Source organism: Sphingomonas sp. NCPPB 2930 (assembly GCF_042867205.1).
Taxonomy (GTDB): Bacteria; Pseudomonadota; Alphaproteobacteria; order Sphingomonadales; family Sphingomonadaceae; genus Sphingomonas.
This window is the reverse complement of record NZ_JBHZQU010000001.1, coordinates 218,378-240,528: the sequence shown is the minus strand read 5'-3', so window position 1 is coordinate 240,528 and position 22,151 is coordinate 218,378. Positions and strand designations below refer to the sequence as shown.

Sequence of the window (22,151 nt, the reverse complement as noted above, 5' to 3'; positions counted from 1 at the left end):
GCTTGGCAAGCCATCGATCGATCCACTGATCGCACCGACGATTGATGGAACGGCAACCCTCCCCATATAGTGTGATGAAGAGGCCCCGGTCGGGGCCGACCGGAGTTTGCATGAACCAGTCCTATCCCGTCCTTCCGCTGCGTGACATCGTCGTATTCCCGCACATGATCGTCCCCCTGTTCGTCGGTCGCGACAAATCGGTCGCGGCGCTCGAGGCGGCGATGGCGGCGGACAAGGAGATTTTCCTGGTCGCCCAGCTCGATCCCGCCGAGGACGATCCGGCGCGCGAGGATCTGTATGAGATCGGCGTCACCGCCACCGTCCTGCAACTGCTCAAGCTGCCCGACGGCACCGTCCGCGTGCTGGTCGAGGGCAAGGTGCGCGGCCGCCTGGCCGAGCTGGACGAATCGGGTGCCTTCCTGACCGCCACGATCGACGCGACCCCGGTAGAGGCCGACGAGGCCGCGCTGGAGGAGCAGGACCATGACATGAAGGCGCAGATCGCCGCCCTCATGCGCTCGGTGGTCGACCAGTTCGAGAATTACGCCAAGCTCAACCGCAAGCTGCCCGCCGAGACCGCGGTGCAGCTGGCGGAGATCGAGGATGCCTCGCAGCTGGCCGATGCGGTCGCCGCCAACATCTCGGTCAAGGTCGCCGACAAGCAGGCGCTTTTGGTGGAGACCGATCCGGCCAAGCGGCTGGAGATGGCCTATGCCCTGATGGAAGGCGAACTCGGCGTCCTTCAGGTCGAGAAGAAGATCAAGAGCCGCGTCAAGCGCCAGATGGAGAAGACGCAGCGCGAATATTATCTCAACGAGCAGCTCAAGGCGATCCAGCGCGAGCTGGGCAATGAGAGCGAGGACGGCGACGGCGACGAGATCGCCGAGCTGACCCAGAAGATCGCGACGCTCAAGCTTTCCAAGGAAGCACGCACCAAGGCGACCGCCGAGCTGAAGAAGCTGAAGACCATGGCGCCGATGAGCGCCGAGGCGACCGTCGTGCGCAACTATCTCGACGTGCTGCTGGGTCTGCCCTGGGGCAAGAAGTCCAAGGTCAAGAAGGACATCACGGCGGCGCAGGCGATCCTCGATCAGGATCATTATGCGCTGGAAAAGGTGAAGGACCGGATCGTCGAATATCTCGGCGTCCAGGCGCGCACCAACAAGCTGAAGGGGCCGATCCTGTGCCTCGTCGGCCCGCCGGGCGTCGGCAAGACCTCGCTGGGCCAGTCGATCGCCAAGGCGTGCGGGCGCGAGTTCATCCGCCAGTCGCTGGGCGGCGTACGCGACGAGGCCGAGATTCGCGGCCACCGCCGCACCTATATCGGCTCGCTGCCGGGCAAGATCGTGACCAACCTGAAAAAGGCCGGCACGTCCAACCCGTTGTTCCTGCTCGACGAGATCGACAAGCTGGGCCAGGATTTCCGCGGCGACCCCGCCTCGGCGCTGCTGGAGGTGCTCGACCCCGAACAGAACGCCAAGTTCAACGATCACTATCTGGAGATCGATATCGATCTGTCGGACGTGATGTTCGTGTGCACCGCGAACACGCTGAACCTGCCGCAGCCTTTGCTCGACCGCATGGAGATCATCCGGCTGGAGGGTTATACCGAGGACGAGAAGGTCGAGATCGCCGAGCGCCATCTGGTCGCCAAGCAGGTCGAGACGCACGGGCTGAAGGACGGCGAATTCACGCTGACCCAGGACGGTCTGCGCGCGCTGATCCAGCGTTACACCCGCGAGGCGGGCGTGCGTACCCTGGAGCGGGAGATCGCGCGTCTCGCCCGCAAGGCGCTGCGCCAGATCCTGGAGGGCAAGGCGACCTCGGTGACGATCACGCCCGAAAACCTCCACGAGTTCGCGGGCGTGCAGAAGTATCGCCACGGCCTGTCCGAACAGGAGGACCAGATCGGCGCGGTCACGGGCCTCGCCTGGACCGAGGTGGGCGGCGAGCTGCTGACCATCGAATCGGTGACGGTGCCGGGCAAGGGCCAGGTGAAGACCACCGGCAAGCTGGGCGATGTGATGAAGGAATCGGTCCAGGCCGCCTTCAGCTTCGTCCAGGCGCGCAGCCCCAGCTTCGGGATCAAGCCGTCGCTGTTCCACCGCAAGGACATCCATATCCACCTGCCCGAGGGCGCGGTGCCCAAGGATGGTCCGTCGGCGGGTATCGGCCTGGTCACCTCGATCGTCTCGACGCTGACGGGGATCGCTGTGCGCAAGGATGTGGCGATGACCGGCGAGGTCACGCTGCGCGGCCGCGTGCTGCCGATCGGCGGCCTGAAGGAAAAGCTGCTCGCGGCGCTGCGTGGTGGGATCACCACCGTCCTCATCCCGCAGGAGAATGAGAAGGATCTGGCCGACATTCCGGCCAATATCCGCGAGGGCCTGAAGATCGTGCCGGTGGCGCATGTCGACGAGGTGCTGCGCCTGGCGCTGGTCGGGCCGCTGGAGGCGATCGACTGGACCGATGCGGACGAGCTGGCGGCACTGCCGCCCGCGCCGATCCCGGCGGTCGGGGGCGAACGCCACCACTGATCGTCGCATCGCAGGGGCCGTCCGTCGAAGGAGGGGCGGCCCTTGTCATCGTCCTGACACGGGCTTCTGTTTGCGCGATCCTTCGCTTTGCGGGAAACGGGGGTTTGACAGCGCCGCCGGGGCCGGCATTATCGGCACTTTGATATTCGGGCGTCAGCAGTTAGGCTCGTTTTAATATCGGGATCATAGGGGGTTATGGAATGAACAAGCAGGAGCTGATCGCCACCGTCGCCGACTCCTCGGGGCTGGCGCGCGGGGATGCGGTCAAGGCCGTGGATGCCGTGTTCGAATCGATTACCGCCGCCCTGAAGAAGGGGGACGAGGTTCGCCTAGTCGGTTTCGGCACCTTTTCGGTGTCCAAGCGCAAGGCGTCGACCGGCCGCAACCCCCGCACCGGCGAGCCGATGACGATCAAGGCGTCGTCGCAGCCCAAGTTCAAGCCGGGCAAGCTGCTCAAGGACTCGGTGAACTGATTTTCTCGATTTTGGGGCTGGACAGGCGGTTCGCCGCCGCCTAAAGGCGCCTCTCCCGGTTACCGGGCGCGTAGCTCAGCGGTAGAGCACACCCTTCACACGGGTGGGGTCACAGGTTCAATCCCTGTCGCGCCCACCATGCAAATGGCAATGGCCGCCCGTCTCTTCCCCGCCGGAAGATGACCGGGCGGCCATTTTGCATTGGCGGAAACGCCGCGCGCGATCCTGTCGGCAACGCGCCTCGACCGTGACGGCATTGCGCCGCGCCCATGCAAGCCCTCCCCTTCAGGGGAGGGGTTGGGGTGGGGCATCGCCACGAACCGGAGGCTGGCGAAGGCGCTCCACTCCGGGCCGTCATCCGAAGAGGGTAATCTCCCTGTCATCCGCATCCGGAGAACAGAAAATATCGCCGCATCATAAGATGATGCCGACCGCGGTCGATGATTCCCCCCAAGCATTATGAATATTCCAGCCGCTCGCATGGCTATGTCGGCAAGGCTCCGACAATTAACGGCGATTTAGTGGCTTTGTCCTATGCTTTCCGGCGAAGGAGATTGCCATGCAGCCGGGGTATCGCCGCTCTCACACCGAATATGCCGTCTTTCCCATGGCCATGGCGTTTCAGCCGATCATGGACGTCTCGACCGGCCGACCCATGGCCTATGAGGCGCTGGTCCGGGGCAGCAAGGGGGAAAGCGCGGCGAGCATTCTCGCCAAGGTGACGCCGGACACGCTCTATGCCTTCGACCAGCAATGCCGGGTGACCGCGATCGAGGGGGCGGTGGCCGCCGGGCTGCTCGACGGCGATGCGCGGCTGGCGATTAACTTCCTGCCCGCCACGGTCTATTGCCCGATCGCCTGTCTTGAGCCCACGCTGGAGACCGCGCGGCGGCTGAACCTGCCCCCCGAGCGGTTGATCTTCGAATTTTCGGAGCGCGCCGATCCGGGCGACGGTGCGGCGTTGAAGACGATCCTCGACACCTATTCGCATATGGGCTTCGGCACCGCGATCGACGACTTCGGCGCGGGGCAGGCCGGGCTGACGCTGCTCGGGCAGGTCAGGACCGATTATATCAAGCTCGACATGGCGCTGATCCGCGGGATCGACGAGGCGATGCCGCGCCGCATGATCGTGGAAGGGGTCATCCGCATCGCCGACAAGATGGGCATGGCCGTCATGGCCGAGGGGGTCGAGACGCTCGGCGAATATGACACGCTGCGCCGCCTGGGCGTCCGCTATATGCAGGGCTATCTGTTCGCGCGGCCCGGCTTCCGGTGCCTGCCGCCCGGCATGGTCCCCGAGGAACCGTCCTGGGCGGCGATGGGCTGAGCCGCCCCGGTCAGCGGGGCTCGCCTTCGCCAGCCAGATACCGGGCCAGCGGGTCGATCATCTCCTTGGGGATGCGTCGCGCGATGACGGGCATGGTCGCATGGCTCTTGCGCGCATCGACGACATTCTTGTCGCCCTGCCAGTGGCGGAGCCGCGCGGCGATATAGCTGGCGCGTTGTCCGGCGATCACCGGATAGGGCTTGCCGGCCGCGTGGCAGCTGGCACAGGCGGGCAATTGGCGCTCGGGCAGGCCCTGCGTCACGATCCGCGCCGCCGCCGCGTTACCGGAAGGACGACCGCCAAGCCCCGGCATGGCGGCGAAACGGCGCGCGGCGGCCTGCATCGCGGCGGGGTCCATCCGCATCGCGACCTGCTGCATCACCGCGCTCGACCGGGTGCCGTTCGCATAGCCCTGAAGCGCGGCGAGGAGATAGGCGGGGTTCTGTCCGCCCAGGATCGGAATGTCGCGGCTCCCGCGCCCGCGACCGTCGGTGCCGTGGCATCCGGTGCAATTGTCCGGATCGACCGCCGGCGACGCGTCGGCGACCAGCGCGCGATACTGGGCCGGGGTCATGTCGGGCAGGCGACGGACAAAGGCGACCATCCGCCGCACCTCGTCCGGCCGGTCCTGCACCGCCCAGGCAGGCATGCCGGTATATTTGACGCCGTGCTGCAGGATCCAGAACAGCTGCCTGTCGGTCCATTCGCGCGCATTGACCGCCAGATCGGGGGCGGGCGGGGTGGCCGCCTGCATGACGGGGGCGGGCTTCTGGCCGGGGGCCCCGTGGCAGACCGCGCAGGCATTGGCGAAATGTCCCGCCGCGCTGACCAGCCCGCTGGGGTCGGCGGGGTCCTTGGGCGAGGAGAAGGCCGCATGGGTGCGCACCGAGTTGCGCATCGCCCAGTGCAGGAACCAGTCGGTGATCGCCCAGTGTCCGCTCGACGCCGCGAGGTTCATGACCCCCGACCAGGCAAAGGCCATGCCCAGCGCGAACAGGCCGATCAGCGTCGCGACGACGCGTTTCCAGGTGATGCGGATCGTCATGCGTGCGCCTCCTGCCGGACCTGAAGCAAGCGGCCGAGCATCGCGAGACCTCCGCACAGATAGGCGATGCCGCCGACCAGCAGCATGATGACGCCCGCCAGCTGCTGATCCTCCAGCGCGCCCGCGCCGTGATGGCTATAGAGCGGGCGCGGGGCGAGCCCGATCAGCGCGCCGAGCAGGGTCATGTGCATCGAGGTGACGAGCAGCGCGGCCACCCCGCTCACGCGGTGACGCGGCGCCAGAACGGCGGACCAGAGCCAGAGGCCCGCGATCAGGAAACTCGCCTGCTCGACCGCCAGCCAGACCGGCTGGTGATCCGCCAGCCGCCGGAGCGCGGGAACGTGCCAGCCCCAGACCACGACCGCCTCGACCAGTGCGGCGACCATCGGGCTGGCCAGGCGCGGCCAGCGCTCGGCGGGGTCGAGCGCATGGCCCTGAAGCCCCAGCGCGACGAGCGGCGCGGCGATCGCCACCGCGATCATGTGCGCGGCCATATGCCCGGTCATGCCCAGCGGGCTGAGCATCCAGCCCAGCGGCAGCAGCGCGAGGCCCGCGATCAGCACGCCGCGCCTCACCGGCAATCCCCCAGCATGAGGACCGGCAGCGCGGTGAAGACGACCGCGATGAAGCTCAGCCCGGCCAATAGCAGCGTCGAATAGGCCAGGAAGCGCAGCCGATCGATGTCGGTGCCCTCGTTATGCGGCGGCGGATCGCCCGGCGTGCGCGACTGCTGCCACGCGATCAGCCCCGAGGCGACGATGATCACCAAGGCGACCGCCGTGGCGATGGCGAAGACGGTGGGGAACAGCGCCCATTCGCCGATCTTGGCGCAGGAGACGGCCGCCCAGAGATAGGAGAGCAGGAAATGCACCGCCCAGACGGTCGGCGGCACGATCAGCGTCCATAGCGTGACGCGCAGCCGATGCGCGCGCTTCAGCCAGCGCCTCACAGCCCCGTCTCCGGAAACAATCCGACCGTCAGATAGGTGACGATCGCGGTCAGCGCGAAGAAATGCGCATAGACGGTGATGTTGCGGATGTCGGCGTCATGGGTGGTCGTCATCCGACCCGCCAGGCTGCGCGCCAGCGTATAGAGCTGCATGACGACCATGACGGCGGCGTGGACGACGGTCCAGACGACCAGGACCCAGACGATCGCCGGATAGACATTGGCCTCGGGGTCGAGCCCGCTCAGGCTGGCGAGCCCGGCGAACAGGCTGGCCCCCGCCGCGCCCGCGCCGACCAGCAGCATCAGGCGCGCCGCCGTGACGCCGCCCCGCGCATGGACCTCGCGCGCCGCCAGCGTCGCCACCCAACTGCCCAGCGACAGTCCCAGCGCCAGCATCGGCCCGCCGACCCCGGGCCCGTCGAACCCGGCCCCGAAATCGGGATGGATCGTCCAGTAGAAATAATAGCCGAAGACGAGGCCTGAAAAGGCGGTCGCGTCGGCCATCATCGTGATGAACATCGCCCACCATCCCGGCGCGGCGGGCCCCGAGATATAGAGCGGCATGCGCATGCCGTGACCGATCGGCTTTTCGGGCTTTTCGGGAATTTCGGCGGTATCCCACAGCCACCAGACGATCGCCGCCAGCGTCACCACCCCGAACAGCGCGGCCAGCCAATAGAGATGATAGGTGGTCAGGATGAACACCGCGCCCAGCGCCACGGCGGTCGCCATCGGCTTGACGCTGGGCGTGCCCAGCCGGATTACCGAGACGGGCTTGGCATCGAGGACCGAGGTGATGATCGTCTCGCGGCGGCCTTCCTCGGCATCGGGCAGGAAGAAGCGGCCCTCATCGACCTTGGCGACGAAATCCTTCTGGTCCCAGATCGGATAGCGGCTCTCGATCAGCGGGACCGAGCGGATGCCCCAATCCTCGTCATCCGGATGCGCCAGCCATTCCAGCGTGCCCGCGTTCCACGGATTGCGCGGCGCCTTGGCGCGGGTCGGCGACAGAGCCAGGTCGATGACCAGCACCAGGACGCCCGTCGCGAACAGATAGGAGCCCGCCGTCGAGGCGAGGTTGAGCCAGCCGATATTGAGCTCGGCCGGATAGGTGAAGACCCGGCGCGGCATCCCCTCCAGCCCCGACAGGTGCATCGGGAAGAAGGTCAGGTTGACCCCGACGAACATGATCCAGAAGGCGGTCCGCCCCAGCCGGTCGGACAGCTTCTTGCCGGTGATCAGCGGCCAGTAATAATAAAGCCCGCCGAACAGCGGCAGCAGCGTGCCGCCGATCAGCACGTAATGGAGATGCGCGACGACGAAATAGGTGTCATGCGCCTGCCAGTCGAACGGCGCGACCGCGACCATCACCCCGGTCAGCCCGCCGATGACGAAGATGGCGAGGCTGCCGCTCGCATAGAGGAGCGGCGTCGACCATTTGACCTTGCCCGCCCATAGCGTGGCGATGAAGGCAAAGATCTGCACGCCGGTTGGGATGGCGACCGCCTCGGACGCGGCGGAGAAGAAGGCCAGGCTGATCTTGGGCAGGCCGGTCGCGAACATGTGGTGGACCCACAGGCCGAACGACAGGAAGGCGGTGCCGACCGCCGCCAGCACGATCCATGGATAGCCGAGCAGATGCCGCTGCGCGAAGGTCGGGATCATCATCGCGAACAGCGCGATGGAGGGCAGGAAGACGATATAGACTTCCGGATGGCCGAAGATCCAGAACAGGTGCTGCCACAGCAGCGGATCGCCCCCGCGCGCCGCATCGAAGAAGGGCCAGTTCAGCAGCCGCTCCATCTCGAACAACAGGTCGCCCGCGATTAATGGCGGGAAGGCGAACAGGATCATCACCGCCACGACCAGGATGTACCAGGCATAGAGCGGCATCAGGTTCAGCCGCATCCCGGGCGGGCGGCACTTCAGCACGCCGACGATCAGCTCGACCGCGGCGGCGACCGACGACACCTCGATGAAGGACAGGCCCAGCATCCAGATGTCCGCGCCCAGCCCCGACAGGTCGGTGCGGGTGGTCAGCGGCGGATACATGAACCACCCGCCATCCGGCGCGGCGTTGAAGAAAATCGAGCCGGAGACGAAGACGCCGCCGATCAGGAAGCTCCAATAGCCAAAGGCCGACAGGCGGGGAAAGGGCAGGTCGCGCGCGCCGAGCAGCTGGGGCAGCAGGATGATCGACACCGCCTCGAACATCGGCACGGCGAACAGGAACATCATCACCGAGCCGTGCAGCGTGAACAGCTGGTTGAAGGTGTTCGCCGAGACGAGGTCGTTGTCGGGCACCGCCAGCTGGGTGCGCATGATGAGCGCCAGCACCCCGGCGAACAGCATGAAGCCGAAGGCGGTCAGCGTGTACCAGACGCCGACGCGGTTGTTGTTCGTGTCGGTCCAGCGCAGGAACAGGCCGCTCGGCGGCTTCCATACCGCGCGAAGCCTCTCCTCCTGCGCGGCGCGGAGGGCGAGATCGTCCTGGGCGTGGAGACTCATTTCAGGCCTTGCAGATAGCGGGTGAGGGCCATGGCCTGATCCTGCGACAGTTGCGGGAAGGACGGCATACGGACGCCCGGCTTGGTCTTTTCGGGGTGGCGGATGAAGCCTGCGACATTGGCGGGGGTCATCGGCAGGATCCCCGCCGCCAGCGTCCGGCGCGATCCGAAATGGGTGAGGTCGGGGCCGATCCGCGTCCGCGCGGTCACGCCCGCGATCGTATGGCAGCCGCCACAGCCATTGGCGGCGAACAGCCGCGCGCCCTCGCTATCGCTTGCCACCGCCGGGCGGCGCTGCCCGGCCAGCCAGGCGTCGAAGGCGGCGGGCGGCATGGCGATGACGTCGAACGCCATCAGCGCATGGGACAGGCCGCAGAATTCGGCGCATTGCCCGCGATAGCGGCCGGGCTTGTCCGCGCGGACGACCAGCGTGTTGGTGCGGCCGGGGATCATGTCCATCTTGCCCGCCAGCCCCGGAATCCAGAAGCTGTGCACCACATCGCCCGCGCCCAGCCGGAAGGCGACGGTGCGGCCGGTGGGGATGCGGATCTCGTTGGCGCTCTCGACCGGGGTCCCGGCGGCGGGGCGATAGGTGACGCGCCACCAGAATTGCTCGCCATCGACCGCGATCTGCAGGTCGGCGGGCGCGACCGGGCGCGGGCGCATATAGGGAAGCGAATAGGCGAGTAGCCCCAGCAGGACGATCGTTGGGATGATCCCGCCCAGCCACAGCACGATCCGCATCCCGCCACGATGGCTGATCGCCCCCTCTGGCGCGCGGACGGCATGGCGCATCAACAGCGCGACCGCCGCCGCGATCACCACCGCGCCGACCAGCATGATGATGAAGAGATGGCGAATATCGATCGCATCCGCGCCGAACGGGGCCAGGGTCGACTGATGCACATTGCATCCGGTCAGAAGGCTGGCCGCCGCAATCGTTCCGATGATGCTAGTCCCCCGCATCCCGCCCGAACGCTTCGGTCGCGAAACGGTTCATGCAATCTTCATCTAAGCGTCATTTTTCCGGCGGGTTGCGACGCGCGACCTCGCTCGCCAGCACGGTGGCGAAGCCCAGCCAGGCGGCCAGCGGCACCACGCTGGCGGCGGCTGGGCGGTCGATCTTCCACGCGGTGGCGGCCAGCGTGGCGGTGCCCAGGGTCATCGCCCCTGCCGCGACCGCGCTGGGACCGGGGCGGCGGGCCCGGAAGAACAGCTCGGTCCAACCGCCGATCATCGCGCTGTTGCCCAGCCACAGCGCCACCGCCGCATTGCGACGCGGAGAGGCAGGCGCGCGCAGCAGGCGATAGCCGCCCACGCCCGCCAGCGTCTCCAGCACCGGCCAGACCGCGCCGAACAGCCTGTCGGGCGGGGTGAAGCCGGGCTTGTCGAGCCGGGCATACCAGCGGCGGATGCCCGGATGCGACCGGTCGGGGGCATTGCGCCGCCCGACCAGCGCGCTCAGCCCCAGTATGGCGGCCGCCGCGCCGCCCGCGATCAGCGGCGACAATCCGGTGGAGCGGGTGGCGTTCATCATCGTCTCTCCGAAACTCATGCGATCGGAGCGACAACGAGCAGGCGCCCCCGCCGTTCAGCGGACCTGCGAATTTACGCCCGCGCCATTCCCCGCCGCATCGCCACCGCGATGCGGTCCAGCAGCGCGACGACCAGCAACGACAGGCCGAACAGCGGCAGGATCACACCCGCGGCGACCAAAGCGACGACCAGCCCGCGAATCCGCGCGCCCGACAGTCGCGGCGGCGCGCCCAGCCGTCCCGCCGGACGCCGCTTCCACCACATCGCGACCCCGCTGATCGTCAGCCCCCAGATGGCAAGGCAGGGGATCAGCATCAGCAACTGGTTCGCCAGCCCGAAATACTGGCCCATGTGCAACTGCACCCCGGACTCCACCGCACGGCCGACAATGCCATATTGGGCATAGCGGACCTCCGGCCCGATCGGGCGGAACGTGTATCGGTCGATATAGAGCGTCTTCTGCCCCTCCGGCCGGCCGGGATAGGTGAAGATGGTATAGACGCCGCGCGGCCCCTTGGGCAGGAACAGGCGATAGCTGCCCGACCAGCCATGAGCGGCCAGGATCGCCGTCACCCGGTCGGTCCCCCGGATCACCGCCGGATCGCGCGTCGTGCCGGGGGTGGCGGGGCTGTGATCGGCATGGTCGCCCGACATGGCGGCCATGCCCGACTGCGGCATCGGCGCATCCTCCAGCGTCCAGGGTGCCTCGCCCAGCGCCGCCTTCATCGGGACGCTCCGGGGGATGTTGTACTGGCGGAAGGAGGGCGGATAGCCGATTCCCGCCGCCGCGCTGACCCGGTGGAGCAGCGGGCCGCTGATCCCCGCCCAGGGCAGGCCGGTGACGATCAGGAAGCCGATCAGCGCCACGCTCCACAGGCCCAGGGGCGCATGGAGGTCGCGCCAGAAACGCCGGCCGCGCCCCGACAGGCGCGGATAGAGGGTGCCCGCCGCGCGCCAGTTCCCGCGCGGCCACCACAGGATCGTTCCCGTCACCAGCAGGACCAGCGCCCAGCTGACCGCCAGCTCGACCAGCCGCTCGCCCGCCACGCCCATCAGCATCGACCGGTGCATGGCGTCGGCCCAGCCAACCAGGGTGCGGTCATAGACCACGCTGCCCAGCACGCGCCCCGTGCCGGGATCGACCGCGACGCGCAGCGGTTCGCCATGGTCGGGCGTCACGAACACGACTGCGGCGCGATCGGCGGTGTCGGGCATGTCGACCCGCGAGGCGGAGCCGGGATGCGCCGCCAGCGCCGCCGCGATCATCCGCGACATCGGGACGTCGCCGCGATGCGGCGCGACGAACCGCAGCCCGGGGTAGAGCGCGTCGTTCAACGCGCCGTTGAACAGATAGATGGCGCCCGTCGCGCTGAGCATCAGCAGGACGGGCGCGACCAGCAATCCCGCCCAGAAATGCCATCGCCAGATGGTGCGGTGAAAGGCGGCGTGCGACGCGGGGTAGGCGGAGGGGGCGCCGGACGGGAACCGGTCCGGCTGCGGGGACGATATCAGCATGAAGGCGCTTTCGACCGGCCCGTATCGGCATGGCCGATAACGGGGCGAGGATCGGAAAGGGGCATCGCGTGCGTGCGACACCCGACGAAACGCGGTCAGCGTTGTGCGGGCGGTCCCCGAAGCGGCGGGCGGAGATGGAGCGGCTCAGCCGGGCGCGGTAGGGCTGGCGCGACCAGCCCCGTCGCCATGACGAAGGCGATGAACGCGTCCAGCAGGACCGGATCGACCGCCGCCAGCCCGGCCGTGGACAGCCCCGAAAAGGCGCATGGCAGGTCGGCCCCATGCTCGCGCCCGCGATGGTCGTGCGAACCATGGGCGGGGGCGGTCGCGGCGGTCATGCCATGGCCGTGGCCATGCGTCATCGGCGGGGCGGCATGGGCGGGCGGAGCGGCGCTGCCCGGACACAAAGTGATCGCCATATGCCCCCCGACAGCGCCGATCATATAGCCGGTCGGCACGATCAGCCTGAGCAGCAACGCCGCCGCGCACAGCAGCACGGCCCCATGGCGTTGCGCGAGCAGGCTTCGGATCGCCGTCACCCGACCGGCCTAACCGCCCCGGTCCGGCCTGTCACCCGGACAGATCGACTTTGGCGCGCGACCGGGCCGCCTGACGACGGTTCATGGGGAAAAGGCTAACGATTTCTGAAGACTGTTGCTTCTATACCGTATTATGGCACCCGGCGACGCATCGTTAGACAATGGCATGATGGCGCAATCATCTTTGGAATTCCTACGCGGCCTGTCGGGCCAGGTGGTGGAGGAGATCACCGCCTTCGACTGGGGCGCGACGTCGCTCGGCGCGCCGGGCACATGGCCGGTCGCGCTGCGATGCCAGCTGGCGACGATGCTCGCCTGTCCGGTGCCGATGTATCTGGTCTGGGGGCCGGACCTGATCTCCTTCTACAACGACGCCTATCGTCCGATCCTGGGCTATCGCGCGGCGACGGCGATGGGCATGCCGTTCCGCATCCTGTGGGGCAGCATCTGGGACGACATCTCGCCGCTGGTCGACAAGGCGCTGTCGGGCGGGGTCGCGCAGGTCACCGACATGCGGCTCGACCTGGCGCGCGAGGGGCGGCCCGAGGAAAGCTACTGGACCTTTTCCTATTCGCCGGTCTTCGATGACGACGGCGGGATTGCGGGCATGGTCTGCGTCACGGGCGAGACGACCGCGCGGGTGCTGGCCGAACGGCGACAGCGCGAGGCGGACGAGCGGCTGGACCTGGCGCTGAGTTCGGGCGCGCATGTCGGCCTGTGGGACTGGGACGTGTGCAACGACTCGGTCCGCTCCGATGCGCGTTTCGCGGCGATGTACGGGGTCGATCCGGCGGCGGCCGAGCGGGGCATGCCGATCGCCGAATTCTTCCAGGGCATCCACCCCGACGATCGGGAGCGCGTCCAGGCCGAGGTCGCTGTCGCGATGGCGGAGACCGGCATCGGCCGGGAGGGGCGCTTCATCTCCGAATATCGGCTGGTCGAGGCCGATGGCACGGTCCATTGGGTGTCGGCGCAAGGCCGCTGCATTCCCGACGCGACGGGGCGCTGCGTCCGCTTTCCGGGTGTCAGCTTCGACATCACCCAGCGGATCCGCGTCGAGCACCAGCTGCGCGAGAGCGAGGCCCGCGCCCGTCAGAATGCCGAGCGGGTGCAACTGGCGCTGGAGGCCGGGGCGATCATCGGCACCTGGTTCTGGGACCTGCCGACCGACCGTTTCACCGTGGACGAGCCGTTCGCGCGCACCTTCGGATTGGACCCCGCGCTCGGCCATGACGGGCTGAGCCTGGCGCAGGTGGTGGAGACGGTCCACCCGGACGACCGCGCGGGGCTGGCCGAGGCGATCGACGAGGCGATCGCACGGGGCGGCGCCTATGCGCATCAATATCGCGTGCGCCGCCGCGACGGCCATTATCACTGGCTGGAGGCGAACGGGCGGGTCGATCATGCGCCCGACGGCACCCCGCTGCATTTCCCCGGCGTGCTGATCGATGTCGGCAGTCGCCGGGCGCTGGAGGCGGAACGCGACTGCGCGATCGCCGAACTGCGCGCGCTGACCGACCAGCTCGAACAGCGCGTGGCCGACCGCACCGCCGAGCTGATGCGCGCCGAGGAGGCGCTGCGCCAGTCGCAGAAGATGGAGGCGGTGGGACAGCTGACCGGCGGGCTGGCGCATGATTTCAACAATCTGCTCGCCGGTATCTCGGGCTCGCTCGAACTGATGGCGTTGCGGCTGTCGCAGGGGCGCATCGCCGATGTCGACCGTTACATGGACGCGGCGCAGGGCGCGGCGCGACGGGCGGCGGCGCTGACCCACCGGCTGCTCGCCTTTTCGCGGCGCCAGACTCTCGCCCCGCGCGCGACCGATATCGCCGCGCTGGTCGGCGGCATGACCGACCTGATCCAGCGCACGGTCGGCCCGGCCATCACGCTGGAGACGCGCGGCGCGGACGATCTGTGGACCGTGCTGGTCGATGCGCCGCAGCTCGAGAATGCGCTTCTGAACCTGTGCATCAACGCGCGGGACGCCATGCCCGAGGGCGGGCGGATCACGATCGAGATGGTCAACCGGCACCTCGCCGATGACAATGCGCGCTTCGGCGACATACCCGAGGGCGACTATCTGGTGCTGTGCGTTACCGATACCGGGACCGGCATGACCCCCGACGTCATCGAAAAGGCGTTCGACCCCTTCTTCACCACCAAGCCGCTGGGGCAGGGGACCGGGCTGGGGCTGAGCATGATCTATGGTTTCGCCCAACAGTCGGGCGGCCAGGTCCGCATCCAGTCGACGCCGGGCGAGGGGACGACCGTCCACCTCTATCTGCCGCGCCATGACGGCCTGGTCGAGACGGAGCAGTCCGGCCCCGCCGCCGCGCGCGAAAGTGCAAGCGGCGCGGGCGAGACGGTGCTGATCGTCGATGACGAGGCGACCGTGCGGCTGATGATCGCCGACGTGCTGCGCGACATGGGCTACCGGGTGATCGAGGCGGGCGACAGCGCCGCCGGGCTCGCCCTGCTCCGCTCGGACCGGCGGATTGACCTGCTCGTCACCGATGTCGGGCTCCCCGGCGGCATGAACGGGCGACAGATGGCCGAGGCGGGACGGGAACTCCGCCGCGATCTGAATATCATGTTCATCACCGGCTATGCGGAGAGCGCGGTGCTGAACAGCGGGCATCTGGCGCCGGGGATGCAGCTGCTGACCAAGCCCTTCACGGTGGATGCGCTGGTCACGGGCATCCAGGCGGCGATGGGCGCGGGCGCGCGACGGTACGATCCCCACGCGTCGTGATCCGCCGTGACGGCACCCGGGCGCGCGCCCGGCCGGGCTTGCGCATCATCCCTGAAACGTGATGGAAAGCGGCGCGTAACGGGAGATATGGGCATGGCGATCGAACTCATCTGCCTGGATGCGGACGACACGCTCTGGCACAATATGCGGCATTTCGCCGAGACCGAGGAGGCGCTGGTCGGCCTGCTCGCCCCCTTTGCCGAGGCGCGGGTGGCGCGCGCGACGCTGGAGGCGTGCGAGGGGCGCAATCTGCGGCTCTATGGCTATGGCGCGAAGGGCTTCACCCTGTCGATGATCGAGACGGCGGTGGAACTGGCCGGGCCGACCCTGCCGACCGAGCTGGTCGCACGGCTGCTGGAGGCGGGGCGGCGGTTGCTCGCGCATCCGGTCGAACTGCTCGACGGCATCGCCGAGACGATGGCGGCGCTGGCCGGGCGGGGGCGGCTGGTGCTGGTGACCAAGGGCGACCTGCTGCATCAGGAAGCCAAGCTGGCGGCCTCCGGGCTGGGGGCGCATTTCGCCGATGTCGCGATCGTCAGCGACAAGACGCCCGATACCTTCGCGCGCATCTTCGATCGCCACGGCGTCGCGCCGGAAGCGGCGGTGATGGCGGGGGACTCGATGCGCTCGGACATCCTGCCCGCGCTGAAGGCGGGGGCCTGGGCGGCCTATATCCCCCAGCCGCTGGCCTGGAGCCATGAAGCGGGGGAGGTGCCGCAGGATCATCCGCGCTTCCGGCAACTCGACCGGCTGGGCGACCTGCCCGACTGGATCGACACGATCGGCTGAGCGGGCTTCAGCCCGGATCGCTTTCCTCGCCGACAATGGCCCCTTGCGAAACATCGGGGCGGTCATGCGCGAAACCGTTGCGATGGATGCGGACCCCGGCGGTCGTCACCGGCACCTTGAGCGCGGGCGCCATCTCGGGGCCGTCATCGGCGACGAGGCGCGAGGGATCGCCCCGATGGATGGTCACGCCGTTGACCGCCTCGGGCGCGACGGCGGCGATGCTGTCGGCCATGGCCGGGGCGGCGGCGCGGACTGGGATGGCGGGCTCGACACCGGCATAGCCCTGTCGGAAGGACAGGTCGCGCTCCAGCGCGCCGCGCCAGCGATAGAAGATATGGCTGCCCACCGCGCCGATCCGGTTCAGGCTGGAGGCCCACCAGGGCAGGACGTAATTGGCGTGGTAGAAGGTCGCCGCACCGACCGGCGCATAGACGAGCCCCGCCAGCGCGCCCTGCGCCACCGCCGCCGCGCGGGCCCAGGCGTTGGGGTCGCGCGGCTGGTTCATCGACCCGTCGCAGGTGAAGCTGAACTGGCACCCGGTCGAGCGATCCGAACCCTGATAGACGACGCCGCAGATGCTCTTGGGAAAGGCGCGGTCGCGCACGCGGTTCAGCACCACCTGTGCCACCGCACGCTGGCCGTCGACCGGCTCGGAGCGCGCCTCGTAATAGATGGCGGCGGTCAGGCATTCGGCTGCGCGCGCCGCGTCCCGCGCGGTGCGGGCGATGCCGTGGAAGGCGGGGGCGGCGGCCATCTCGATCGGGGTGCCCGGCGCCAGCGTCTCGGGCAGGTCGGTCTCGGGCACGTCGAGCGCGAGCTGGCGCAGCAGCGTCCGCGTGGTCGGCGGCGGCACGTCCAGCGTCAGATGCGGACGGGCCCGGCGCACCGGCGTGCACGAGGTGGCGACCGCCAATGTCGTGATCAACATCAGCCAGCGCCGCATGACATCCGCTTTCCAGCCCGCCCGTTCATGGACGCCGCTCTAGGGCGGACAGGGTTAGAAAGCGGTTAAGTCACCGGAAACGGACGCGTCTGTTCGCCGTCAGAAGCGCGCGCCCGCCTCCAGGCCATAGAAGCGCGGCTCGCCCGCGATATAGGTGGGCGCGTCAAACATGCCGCCGGTATTCCCGGCATCGATCAGATAGCGCTTGTCAGTCAGGTTGCGCGCGAAGCCCCCGACATGGAACCGGCCCCGGTCGCCGAATTCCAGCCCGGCGCGCAGATTGACCAGCGTATAGCCCCCCTGCGAAATCGCCGCGCTGTTGGGCAGCTCGAAGAACACCTTGGAGCGATAGGTCGCGCTGGGCGTCGCATAGAAGGTCGCCGACGCGCCGACGGGAATGCGCAGGCTCGCCCCGCCCGAGGCGGTCGTATCGGGCTGGAGCCGGAAGCGGTTGCCCGCGAACACGCCATTGGCCGGATCGTTGGCGATGCCGCCATCGATATAGGCGAAGGTCGCGAACAGGTTCAGCCAGCGATGGACCGCCAGATTGCCCTCCAGCTCGACCCCGATATTGTTCGCCGAGCCCGCGCTGCGCGTGACGGTCAGCCCGTTTTCGAAGACCGAGACCTGGAAACCCTTGTAACGCTGGTAGAAGACCGAGGCGGCGCCGGAGAAGGGGCCGACCCGCCCCTTGATGCCGCCCTCGTAATTCCAGACGCTTTCCTCGGGCACGATCTGCAACCGGGGCACCGCGCCCGAATTGGCGACGCTGAGCGGCACGACGCGCTGCGCATCGAGCTGGACCACCGGCGAGCGGCGACCCTTGCTGATCGTCGCATAGAGGTTCACCCCGCCGCCCAGCCGATAGAGCGCGTTGAAGCGCGGCAGGATCGCGGCATAGCTGCGCTGCGCGGTGAAGACCTGTCCCTTGGTATTGGCCGCGCCGAGCAGGCTGGTGAAGATGCCCGCGCCCGCCAGCAACCGGCTGTCGGGCATGACCGAGCTATAGGCCGAACGCCGGTCCTCGATCAGCACGCGCGCACCCGCGGTCAGCTCCAGCGCCGGGGTGGGCATCCAGCTGGCGTCGCCGAACACCGAATAGCTGTTGTTGCGCCCGTCATTGGCGAAGCTGGCGCTATAGGGCAGGACGGTCGCGGCCCCGCGCGACAGGATCGCGGTGGCGCGTGTCGCCGGGATGGTGCCGTTGGCCGCGACGCAGGCGGTGCCGGTCGGCAGTCCGGCGGCGTTCAGCATCTGGCGGATGGGGGCGAAGTCGCGCGCGACCGAACAGGCCAGATAGGTGCCTTCCTCGGTCGAGAAGGGCACCCGCTGCTGCCCGTTTTCGAAGAAGGCGTTCCAGCCGAACGAGGCGCGAGCCTTGGCTCCCTCGAAGGCGAAGCGGCCCTCATGGCTCCACTGGTCGCCGCGCGCATCCTCGCCGAACTCCAGATACCAGGCGGGGCCGCCATCGGCGTCGAAGACCTCGAGCGCATCGAACCGGCGATAGCCGTTGACCGTGGTGAAGGTGATGCCCGGCGCGACATCGACCGCGACGGTCAGGTTGGCGTCATAGACGTTGCGCGTCAGCCCCAGCTTGCGCGCGCCCAGCACTTCGGCGGAGAAGGGCGAACCCGACAGCTCGGCATAGCCGTAATCCCCCGTCTGTCCGCCGGTGGGGGCGAAGACCCGGCTCTTGAACGCGGTGCCGGGATTGCGCTGTCCGTCATAGGTCAGGATCAGGTCGGCGGTCAGCGAACTGTTGGGCGTCCAGCGCAGCGATCCGCGCAGGCCGCGCTGGTCCTGTCCGTTCAGGTCGTCCTGGTCGACGCGGCCCTGATTCCGGTTGGGGATTTTCGGGTCCCCCGCGATGTTGCGGACATAGCCGTCGCGATATTTATAGGCGAAGGCGATGCGCCCCGCGAGCACGTCGTTGCCCGCATTCAGGAAACCCGACACCTGGCTGCGGTCGAAATTGCCATAGGAGGCGACGATCCCGCTTTCGGTCCCCGCACGGGGACGCGCCGAGATGATGCTGATCGCGCCGACTGCGGCGGCGGTGCCGAACAGCGTCGCCTGCGGTCCCTTGGCGACCTCGATCCGTTCGATATCGTACAGGTCCTGATAGGCGCCCTGCTTCCGGCTGGTGTCGATGCCGTTGTAATAGACGGTGACGCGCGCGCCCTGCTGCGCCGAGCCGGAGTCCGACGTGATGCCCCGGATTACGAAGCCGGGGCTGTTCGCGCTCTGCTCCTGGATCTGGAGGCCGGGGATATATTGCGCGACCTCGGACAGCGAATTGACGCCCAGATCGGCCATCCGCGCGCCGGTGACGGCGGTGACGGTCAGCGGCACGTCCGCGATCCGCTGCTCGCGCTTCTGCGCGGTGACGATGACGTCGGCCTTGTCGTCCGCATCGCGCGGATCGCTTTGCGGCTGGATCATCGCCTGCGCCCCCGCCGGTGCGATGAGGGCCGTCTGCGACAGGCCGAGCAGGATTGTGGCCACCGTCAGGCGGCCTGTGGTCGAATGCATTTTTCCCCCCGAAGGACTTTGTTTCGGGCTTCGTAGTTAGCAGGGATTACCAGTCGGTGTCCGGCTTGTTTCAAATCCGTGACGGCGTTCCACCGGTGTCGCCAAACCGTCATCCGCACGCCATCCCCCTGTCGTGGGCGGGGATTAGCCGTGCCGTCCGAAAGGACTGACACGATGACGATCATGAACCGACGCCGCGCGATGGCGCTGATGGGAAGCGGGGCCGCGCTGGCCATGCCCGCCGGAATGGCGCAGGCCGCGACCGGCGCGGTGCGCTTCGACCATGGCGTGGCGAGTGGCGACCCGGCTCCCGACGGCGCGATCCTGTGGACTCGCGCCACCCCGGCGGAGGACGATGCGGCGCGGGACGTGGCGCTGACCTGGCATGTCGCGCCGATCGGCGGTCATGATGCGGTGGGCCTGCGCACGGGCCGCGTCTCCGCACGCGCCGCGCGCGACCACACCGCCAAGGTCGAGGTGACCGGCCTCCAGCCCGGCCGCGATTATCGCTACTGGTTCGAGGCGGCGGGCCTGCGCTCGCCCGAGGGGCGGTTCCGCACCCTGCCGCGCGGGGCCGTCGAGGATGTCGTGCTGGCAGTGGTGTCGTGCCAGCTCTATCCCGGCGGTTTCTTCAATGCCTATGACGCGATCGTGAAGACCGAGCGGCTCGACGCGGTGCTGCATCTGGGCGACTATATCTATGAATATGGCGCGGACGGCTATGGCACGGATCGCGGGCACAAACTCAACCGCCTGCCCGAACCCGCGCACGAGATCGTGACGCTCGCCGATTACCGCCAGCGTCATGCCCAGGTGAAGCGCGACCCCGACATGCAGGCCGCGCATGCCCGCGCCGCCTTTATCTGCGTGTGGGACGATCATGAGGTCGCCAATGACGACTGGATCGGCGGCGCGGAGAACCACCAGCCCGCGACCGAGGGCGACTGGGGCCGGCGCAAGGCGGCGGCGATGCAGGCCTATTTCGAGTGGATGCCGATCCGCGATCCCCGGCCCGGCCAGCCCTGGGAGGCGATCAACCGCAGCTTCGACTTCGGCGATCTGGCGACGCTGGTGATGGTCGAGACGCGGCTGCTCGCCCGGTCGAAGCAGGTCCATGCCAAGGGCGCGGCGCCCGAGCCGGACGAATATGCCGCGATGATGGCCGAGCGGGCCCGACCCGACCGCGAACTGCTGGGCGCGGACCAGCTGGACTGGATCGAACGGACGCTGACCCGCTCGGTCAAGGCGGGCACGCCGTGGCAGGTGATCGGCAACCAGGTGGTGATGGCGCGGATCGACGGCCCCGATCTGGAAAAGCAGATGGGCCCGGCGGGCTATGCCAGGTTGACCGAACGCCTGTCCGAAACCGAGCATCGCAATCTGGCCAAGGCGCAGGCTGGGTATCGCGCGGGCCTGCCGCTCAACTTCGACAGCTGGGACGGGTATCCGGCGGCGCGCGAGCGGCTCTATGCCGCCTTTCGCCGCGCGGGCAGTCGGCCGGTCGTCCTGTCGGGCGACAGCCATGCGGCCTGGGCGAACGACCTGTACGATGCGAACGGCACGCTGGTCGCGGCGGAGTTCGCGGGCACCTCGATCACCAGCCCATCCTGGGGCGACATGATGCCCGGCATCGGCCGCGAGATCGCGGCGGCCAATCCGAAGGTCGTCCGCTTCTGCGACCAGGAGGACAAGGGCTGGCTGCATCTGACGCTGACCCGCGACAGCGCGACGGCGCGCTACATGACCGTCTCGACCGTCATGGCCAAGCCCTATGCGCCGGGCTGTGCGGCGATCTGGCGGACGCGGACCGGCGCCGTCGCGCCGATCGAGCCGCTGCCGGTCTGACCGGCGGCGCGCGCCCTTCCTCCGTCGTTACCGTCGGGCGGCGGGGGAGGGGCCGCCGTGCACCGCCGCCAGCACGGCGGCGACCAGCTTTGCGTCATCATGGTCCAGAAAATGATTGCCGGGCAGGCCGATCACCCTGGCCGGACCGCCCTTCAGCAAGGGGCACAGGCTGTCCTTTTCCTTCAGCCCGTAGATGCAGGTGAGCGGGGCCCAGTCGATCGTACGCGCGGTGGTGATGGCATAGCTGTCCGGCTTGCCCATATAGGCGATCCCGGTCGGGTCGGAGCGGAAGAAGGCGGTCTGCCCCGGCACCACCAGCACGATCGCCGCCACCCGTGCGCGCAGATCGGCGGGCAGGTGCGCCAGCCCGGTCTGGAGCATGTCCGCGCCATAGGATTGCCCCACCAGCACCAGCCGCCGGTCGCCCGCCTCCGCGACGGCGCGGCGGACCGCGTCGGCGATGACCGCATCGACCTGTTCGCGCGTCCGGTGAATCCGGAACAGCACCGGCGAATTGATGCCGATGACCTCGATCCCCGCCGCGCTCAGGCCGCGCGCCACCACGCCCCCCATGCCATAGCGCAGCCCCATGTCGCCCGACAGGGACAGGACCAGGATCGGCTGTGCCCGCCCCTGCGCCGGAAAGCGCGTGACCGGGTCGCGGGCAAAATAATTGCCTGAATAGAGCAGGATGGCGATACCGCCGACGAGCAATGCCGCAACCCCGGCAAGGATACGCCCCCGATGGCGGCCAAGACGTGAAAGTAGAACGGACATAACCTTTCCTAAAGGGTCGGGCGGCTACTTGCCATGCATCGATGTGTCGGGGCGCGGCCGTCACATGAAAAATCTGTAATATC

The 22,151-nt window shown here is 68.4% G+C and carries 17 protein-coding genes and 1 tRNA gene; 7 read left to right on the top strand and 11 right to left on the bottom strand.

The genetic code is table 11. The annotated features are described in order from the left end of the window. Positions 1 to 110 precede the first annotated feature (110 nt). The 4 genes from lon to ACFX59_RS01045 all read left to right on the top strand — a co-directional run bounded on the left by lon (position 111) and on the right by ACFX59_RS01045 (position 4,340). Complete coding sequence (gene lon / locus ACFX59_RS01060; RefSeq protein ID WP_387428795.1) at positions 111 to 2,537, top strand: endopeptidase La; 2,427 nt, start codon at positions 111 to 113, stop codon at positions 2,535 to 2,537. 200 nt (positions 2,538 to 2,737) lie between these two features. Beyond that, positions 2,738 to 3,010 (top strand): HU family DNA-binding protein, encoded by a 273-nt coding sequence (locus tag ACFX59_RS01055; RefSeq protein ID WP_042489856.1) that lies wholly within the window; start codon positions 2,738 to 2,740, stop codon positions 3,008 to 3,010. 64 nt (positions 3,011 to 3,074) lie between these two features. Continuing rightward, a tRNA-Val gene (locus ACFX59_RS01050) sits at positions 3,075 to 3,149 on the top strand. A gap of 420 nt (positions 3,150 to 3,569) precedes the next feature. After that, positions 3,570 to 4,340 carry an EAL domain-containing protein gene (locus ACFX59_RS01045; RefSeq protein WP_307100107.1) on the top strand — a complete coding sequence of 257 codons (771 nt, stop codon included), beginning with the start codon at positions 3,570 to 3,572 and terminating at the stop codon, positions 4,338 to 4,340. 10 nt (positions 4,341 to 4,350) lie between these two features. Here ACFX59_RS01045 and ACFX59_RS01040 read toward each other — a convergent pair whose 3' ends face one another. The 8 genes from ACFX59_RS01040 to ACFX59_RS01005 all read right to left on the bottom strand — a co-directional run bounded on the left by ACFX59_RS01040 (position 4,351) and on the right by ACFX59_RS01005 (position 12,430). Beyond that, on the bottom strand, positions 4,351 to 5,385 hold the full coding sequence (locus ACFX59_RS01040; protein WP_387428790.1) for a c-type cytochrome: 1,035 nt from the start codon (positions 5,383 to 5,385) through the stop codon (positions 4,351 to 4,353). Continuing rightward, a complete protein-coding gene (locus tag ACFX59_RS01035; protein WP_387428787.1) occupies positions 5,382 to 5,960 on the bottom strand; it encodes a cytochrome c oxidase assembly protein in 579 nt (192 codons plus the stop codon). The genes ACFX59_RS01040 and ACFX59_RS01035 overlap by 4 nt, the downstream gene beginning before the upstream one ends. Further along, positions 5,957 to 6,334, bottom strand: coding sequence for a hypothetical protein (locus ACFX59_RS01030; protein ID WP_307100101.1), 378 nt, complete (start codon positions 6,332 to 6,334; stop codon positions 5,957 to 5,959). The genes ACFX59_RS01035 and ACFX59_RS01030 overlap by 4 nt, the downstream gene beginning before the upstream one ends. After that, entirely contained in the window at positions 6,331 to 8,841 is a 2,511-nt protein-coding gene (ctaD, locus tag ACFX59_RS01025) for a cytochrome c oxidase subunit I (RefSeq protein WP_387428785.1), read from the bottom strand. The genes ACFX59_RS01030 and ctaD overlap by 4 nt, the downstream gene beginning before the upstream one ends. Then, positions 8,838 to 9,806 carry a cytochrome c oxidase subunit II gene (gene coxB / locus ACFX59_RS01020; protein ID WP_387428782.1) on the bottom strand — a complete coding sequence of 323 codons (969 nt, stop codon included), beginning with the start codon at positions 9,804 to 9,806 and terminating at the stop codon, positions 8,838 to 8,840. The genes ctaD and coxB overlap by 4 nt, the downstream gene beginning before the upstream one ends. A gap of 52 nt (positions 9,807 to 9,858) precedes the next feature. After that, positions 9,859 to 10,377: a TspO/MBR family protein gene (locus tag ACFX59_RS01015; RefSeq protein ID WP_387428780.1), complete on the bottom strand. Its 519-nt coding sequence runs from the start codon at positions 10,375 to 10,377 to the stop codon at positions 9,859 to 9,861. A gap of 71 nt (positions 10,378 to 10,448) precedes the next feature. Then, positions 10,449 to 11,891, bottom strand: coding sequence for a PepSY-associated TM helix domain-containing protein (locus ACFX59_RS01010; protein ID WP_387428777.1), 1,443 nt, complete (start codon positions 11,889 to 11,891; stop codon positions 10,449 to 10,451). A 95-nt stretch (positions 11,892 to 11,986) separates the two neighbouring features. Then, positions 11,987 to 12,430, bottom strand: coding sequence for a hypothetical protein (locus ACFX59_RS01005; RefSeq protein WP_387428774.1), 444 nt, complete (start codon positions 12,428 to 12,430; stop codon positions 11,987 to 11,989). A 184-nt stretch (positions 12,431 to 12,614) separates the two neighbouring features. On the opposite strand from ACFX59_RS01005, the gene ACFX59_RS01000 reads away from it, so the two are divergent. Both ACFX59_RS01000 and ACFX59_RS00995 read left to right on the top strand, forming a co-directional pair. Beyond that, positions 12,615 to 15,182, top strand: a complete 2,568-nt coding sequence (locus tag ACFX59_RS01000; protein ID WP_387428772.1) for a PAS domain-containing protein — start codon at positions 12,615 to 12,617, stop codon at positions 15,180 to 15,182. A 93-nt stretch (positions 15,183 to 15,275) separates the two neighbouring features. Further along, on the top strand, positions 15,276 to 15,971 hold the full coding sequence (locus ACFX59_RS00995) for an HAD family hydrolase (RefSeq protein ID WP_307100087.1): 696 nt from the start codon (positions 15,276 to 15,278) through the stop codon (positions 15,969 to 15,971). 7 nt (positions 15,972 to 15,978) lie between these two features. Here the strand turns inward: ACFX59_RS00995 and ACFX59_RS00990 are convergent, their stop codons facing one another. Together ACFX59_RS00990 and ACFX59_RS00985 are read right to left on the bottom strand one after the other, a co-directional pair. After that, positions 15,979 to 16,914, bottom strand: a complete 936-nt coding sequence (locus ACFX59_RS00990; RefSeq protein ID WP_387428768.1) for a cell wall hydrolase — start codon at positions 16,912 to 16,914, stop codon at positions 15,979 to 15,981. A gap of 99 nt (positions 16,915 to 17,013) precedes the next feature. Continuing rightward, on the bottom strand, positions 17,014 to 19,446 hold the full coding sequence (locus ACFX59_RS00985; protein WP_387428766.1) for a TonB-dependent receptor: 2,433 nt from the start codon (positions 19,444 to 19,446) through the stop codon (positions 17,014 to 17,016). 174 nt (positions 19,447 to 19,620) lie between these two features. Here ACFX59_RS00985 and ACFX59_RS00980 point away from each other — a divergent pair, with 174 nt between their 5' ends. Beyond that, a complete protein-coding gene (locus ACFX59_RS00980; RefSeq protein WP_387428763.1) occupies positions 19,621 to 21,291 on the top strand; it encodes an alkaline phosphatase D family protein in 1,671 nt (556 codons plus the stop codon). Between the two features lie 27 nt (positions 21,292 to 21,318). Here ACFX59_RS00980 and ACFX59_RS00975 read toward each other — a convergent pair whose 3' ends face one another. Further along, positions 21,319 to 22,068, bottom strand: a complete 750-nt coding sequence (locus ACFX59_RS00975; protein WP_387428761.1) for an AcvB/VirJ family lysyl-phosphatidylglycerol hydrolase — start codon at positions 22,066 to 22,068, stop codon at positions 21,319 to 21,321. Positions 22,069 to 22,151: the final 83 nt, after the last annotated feature.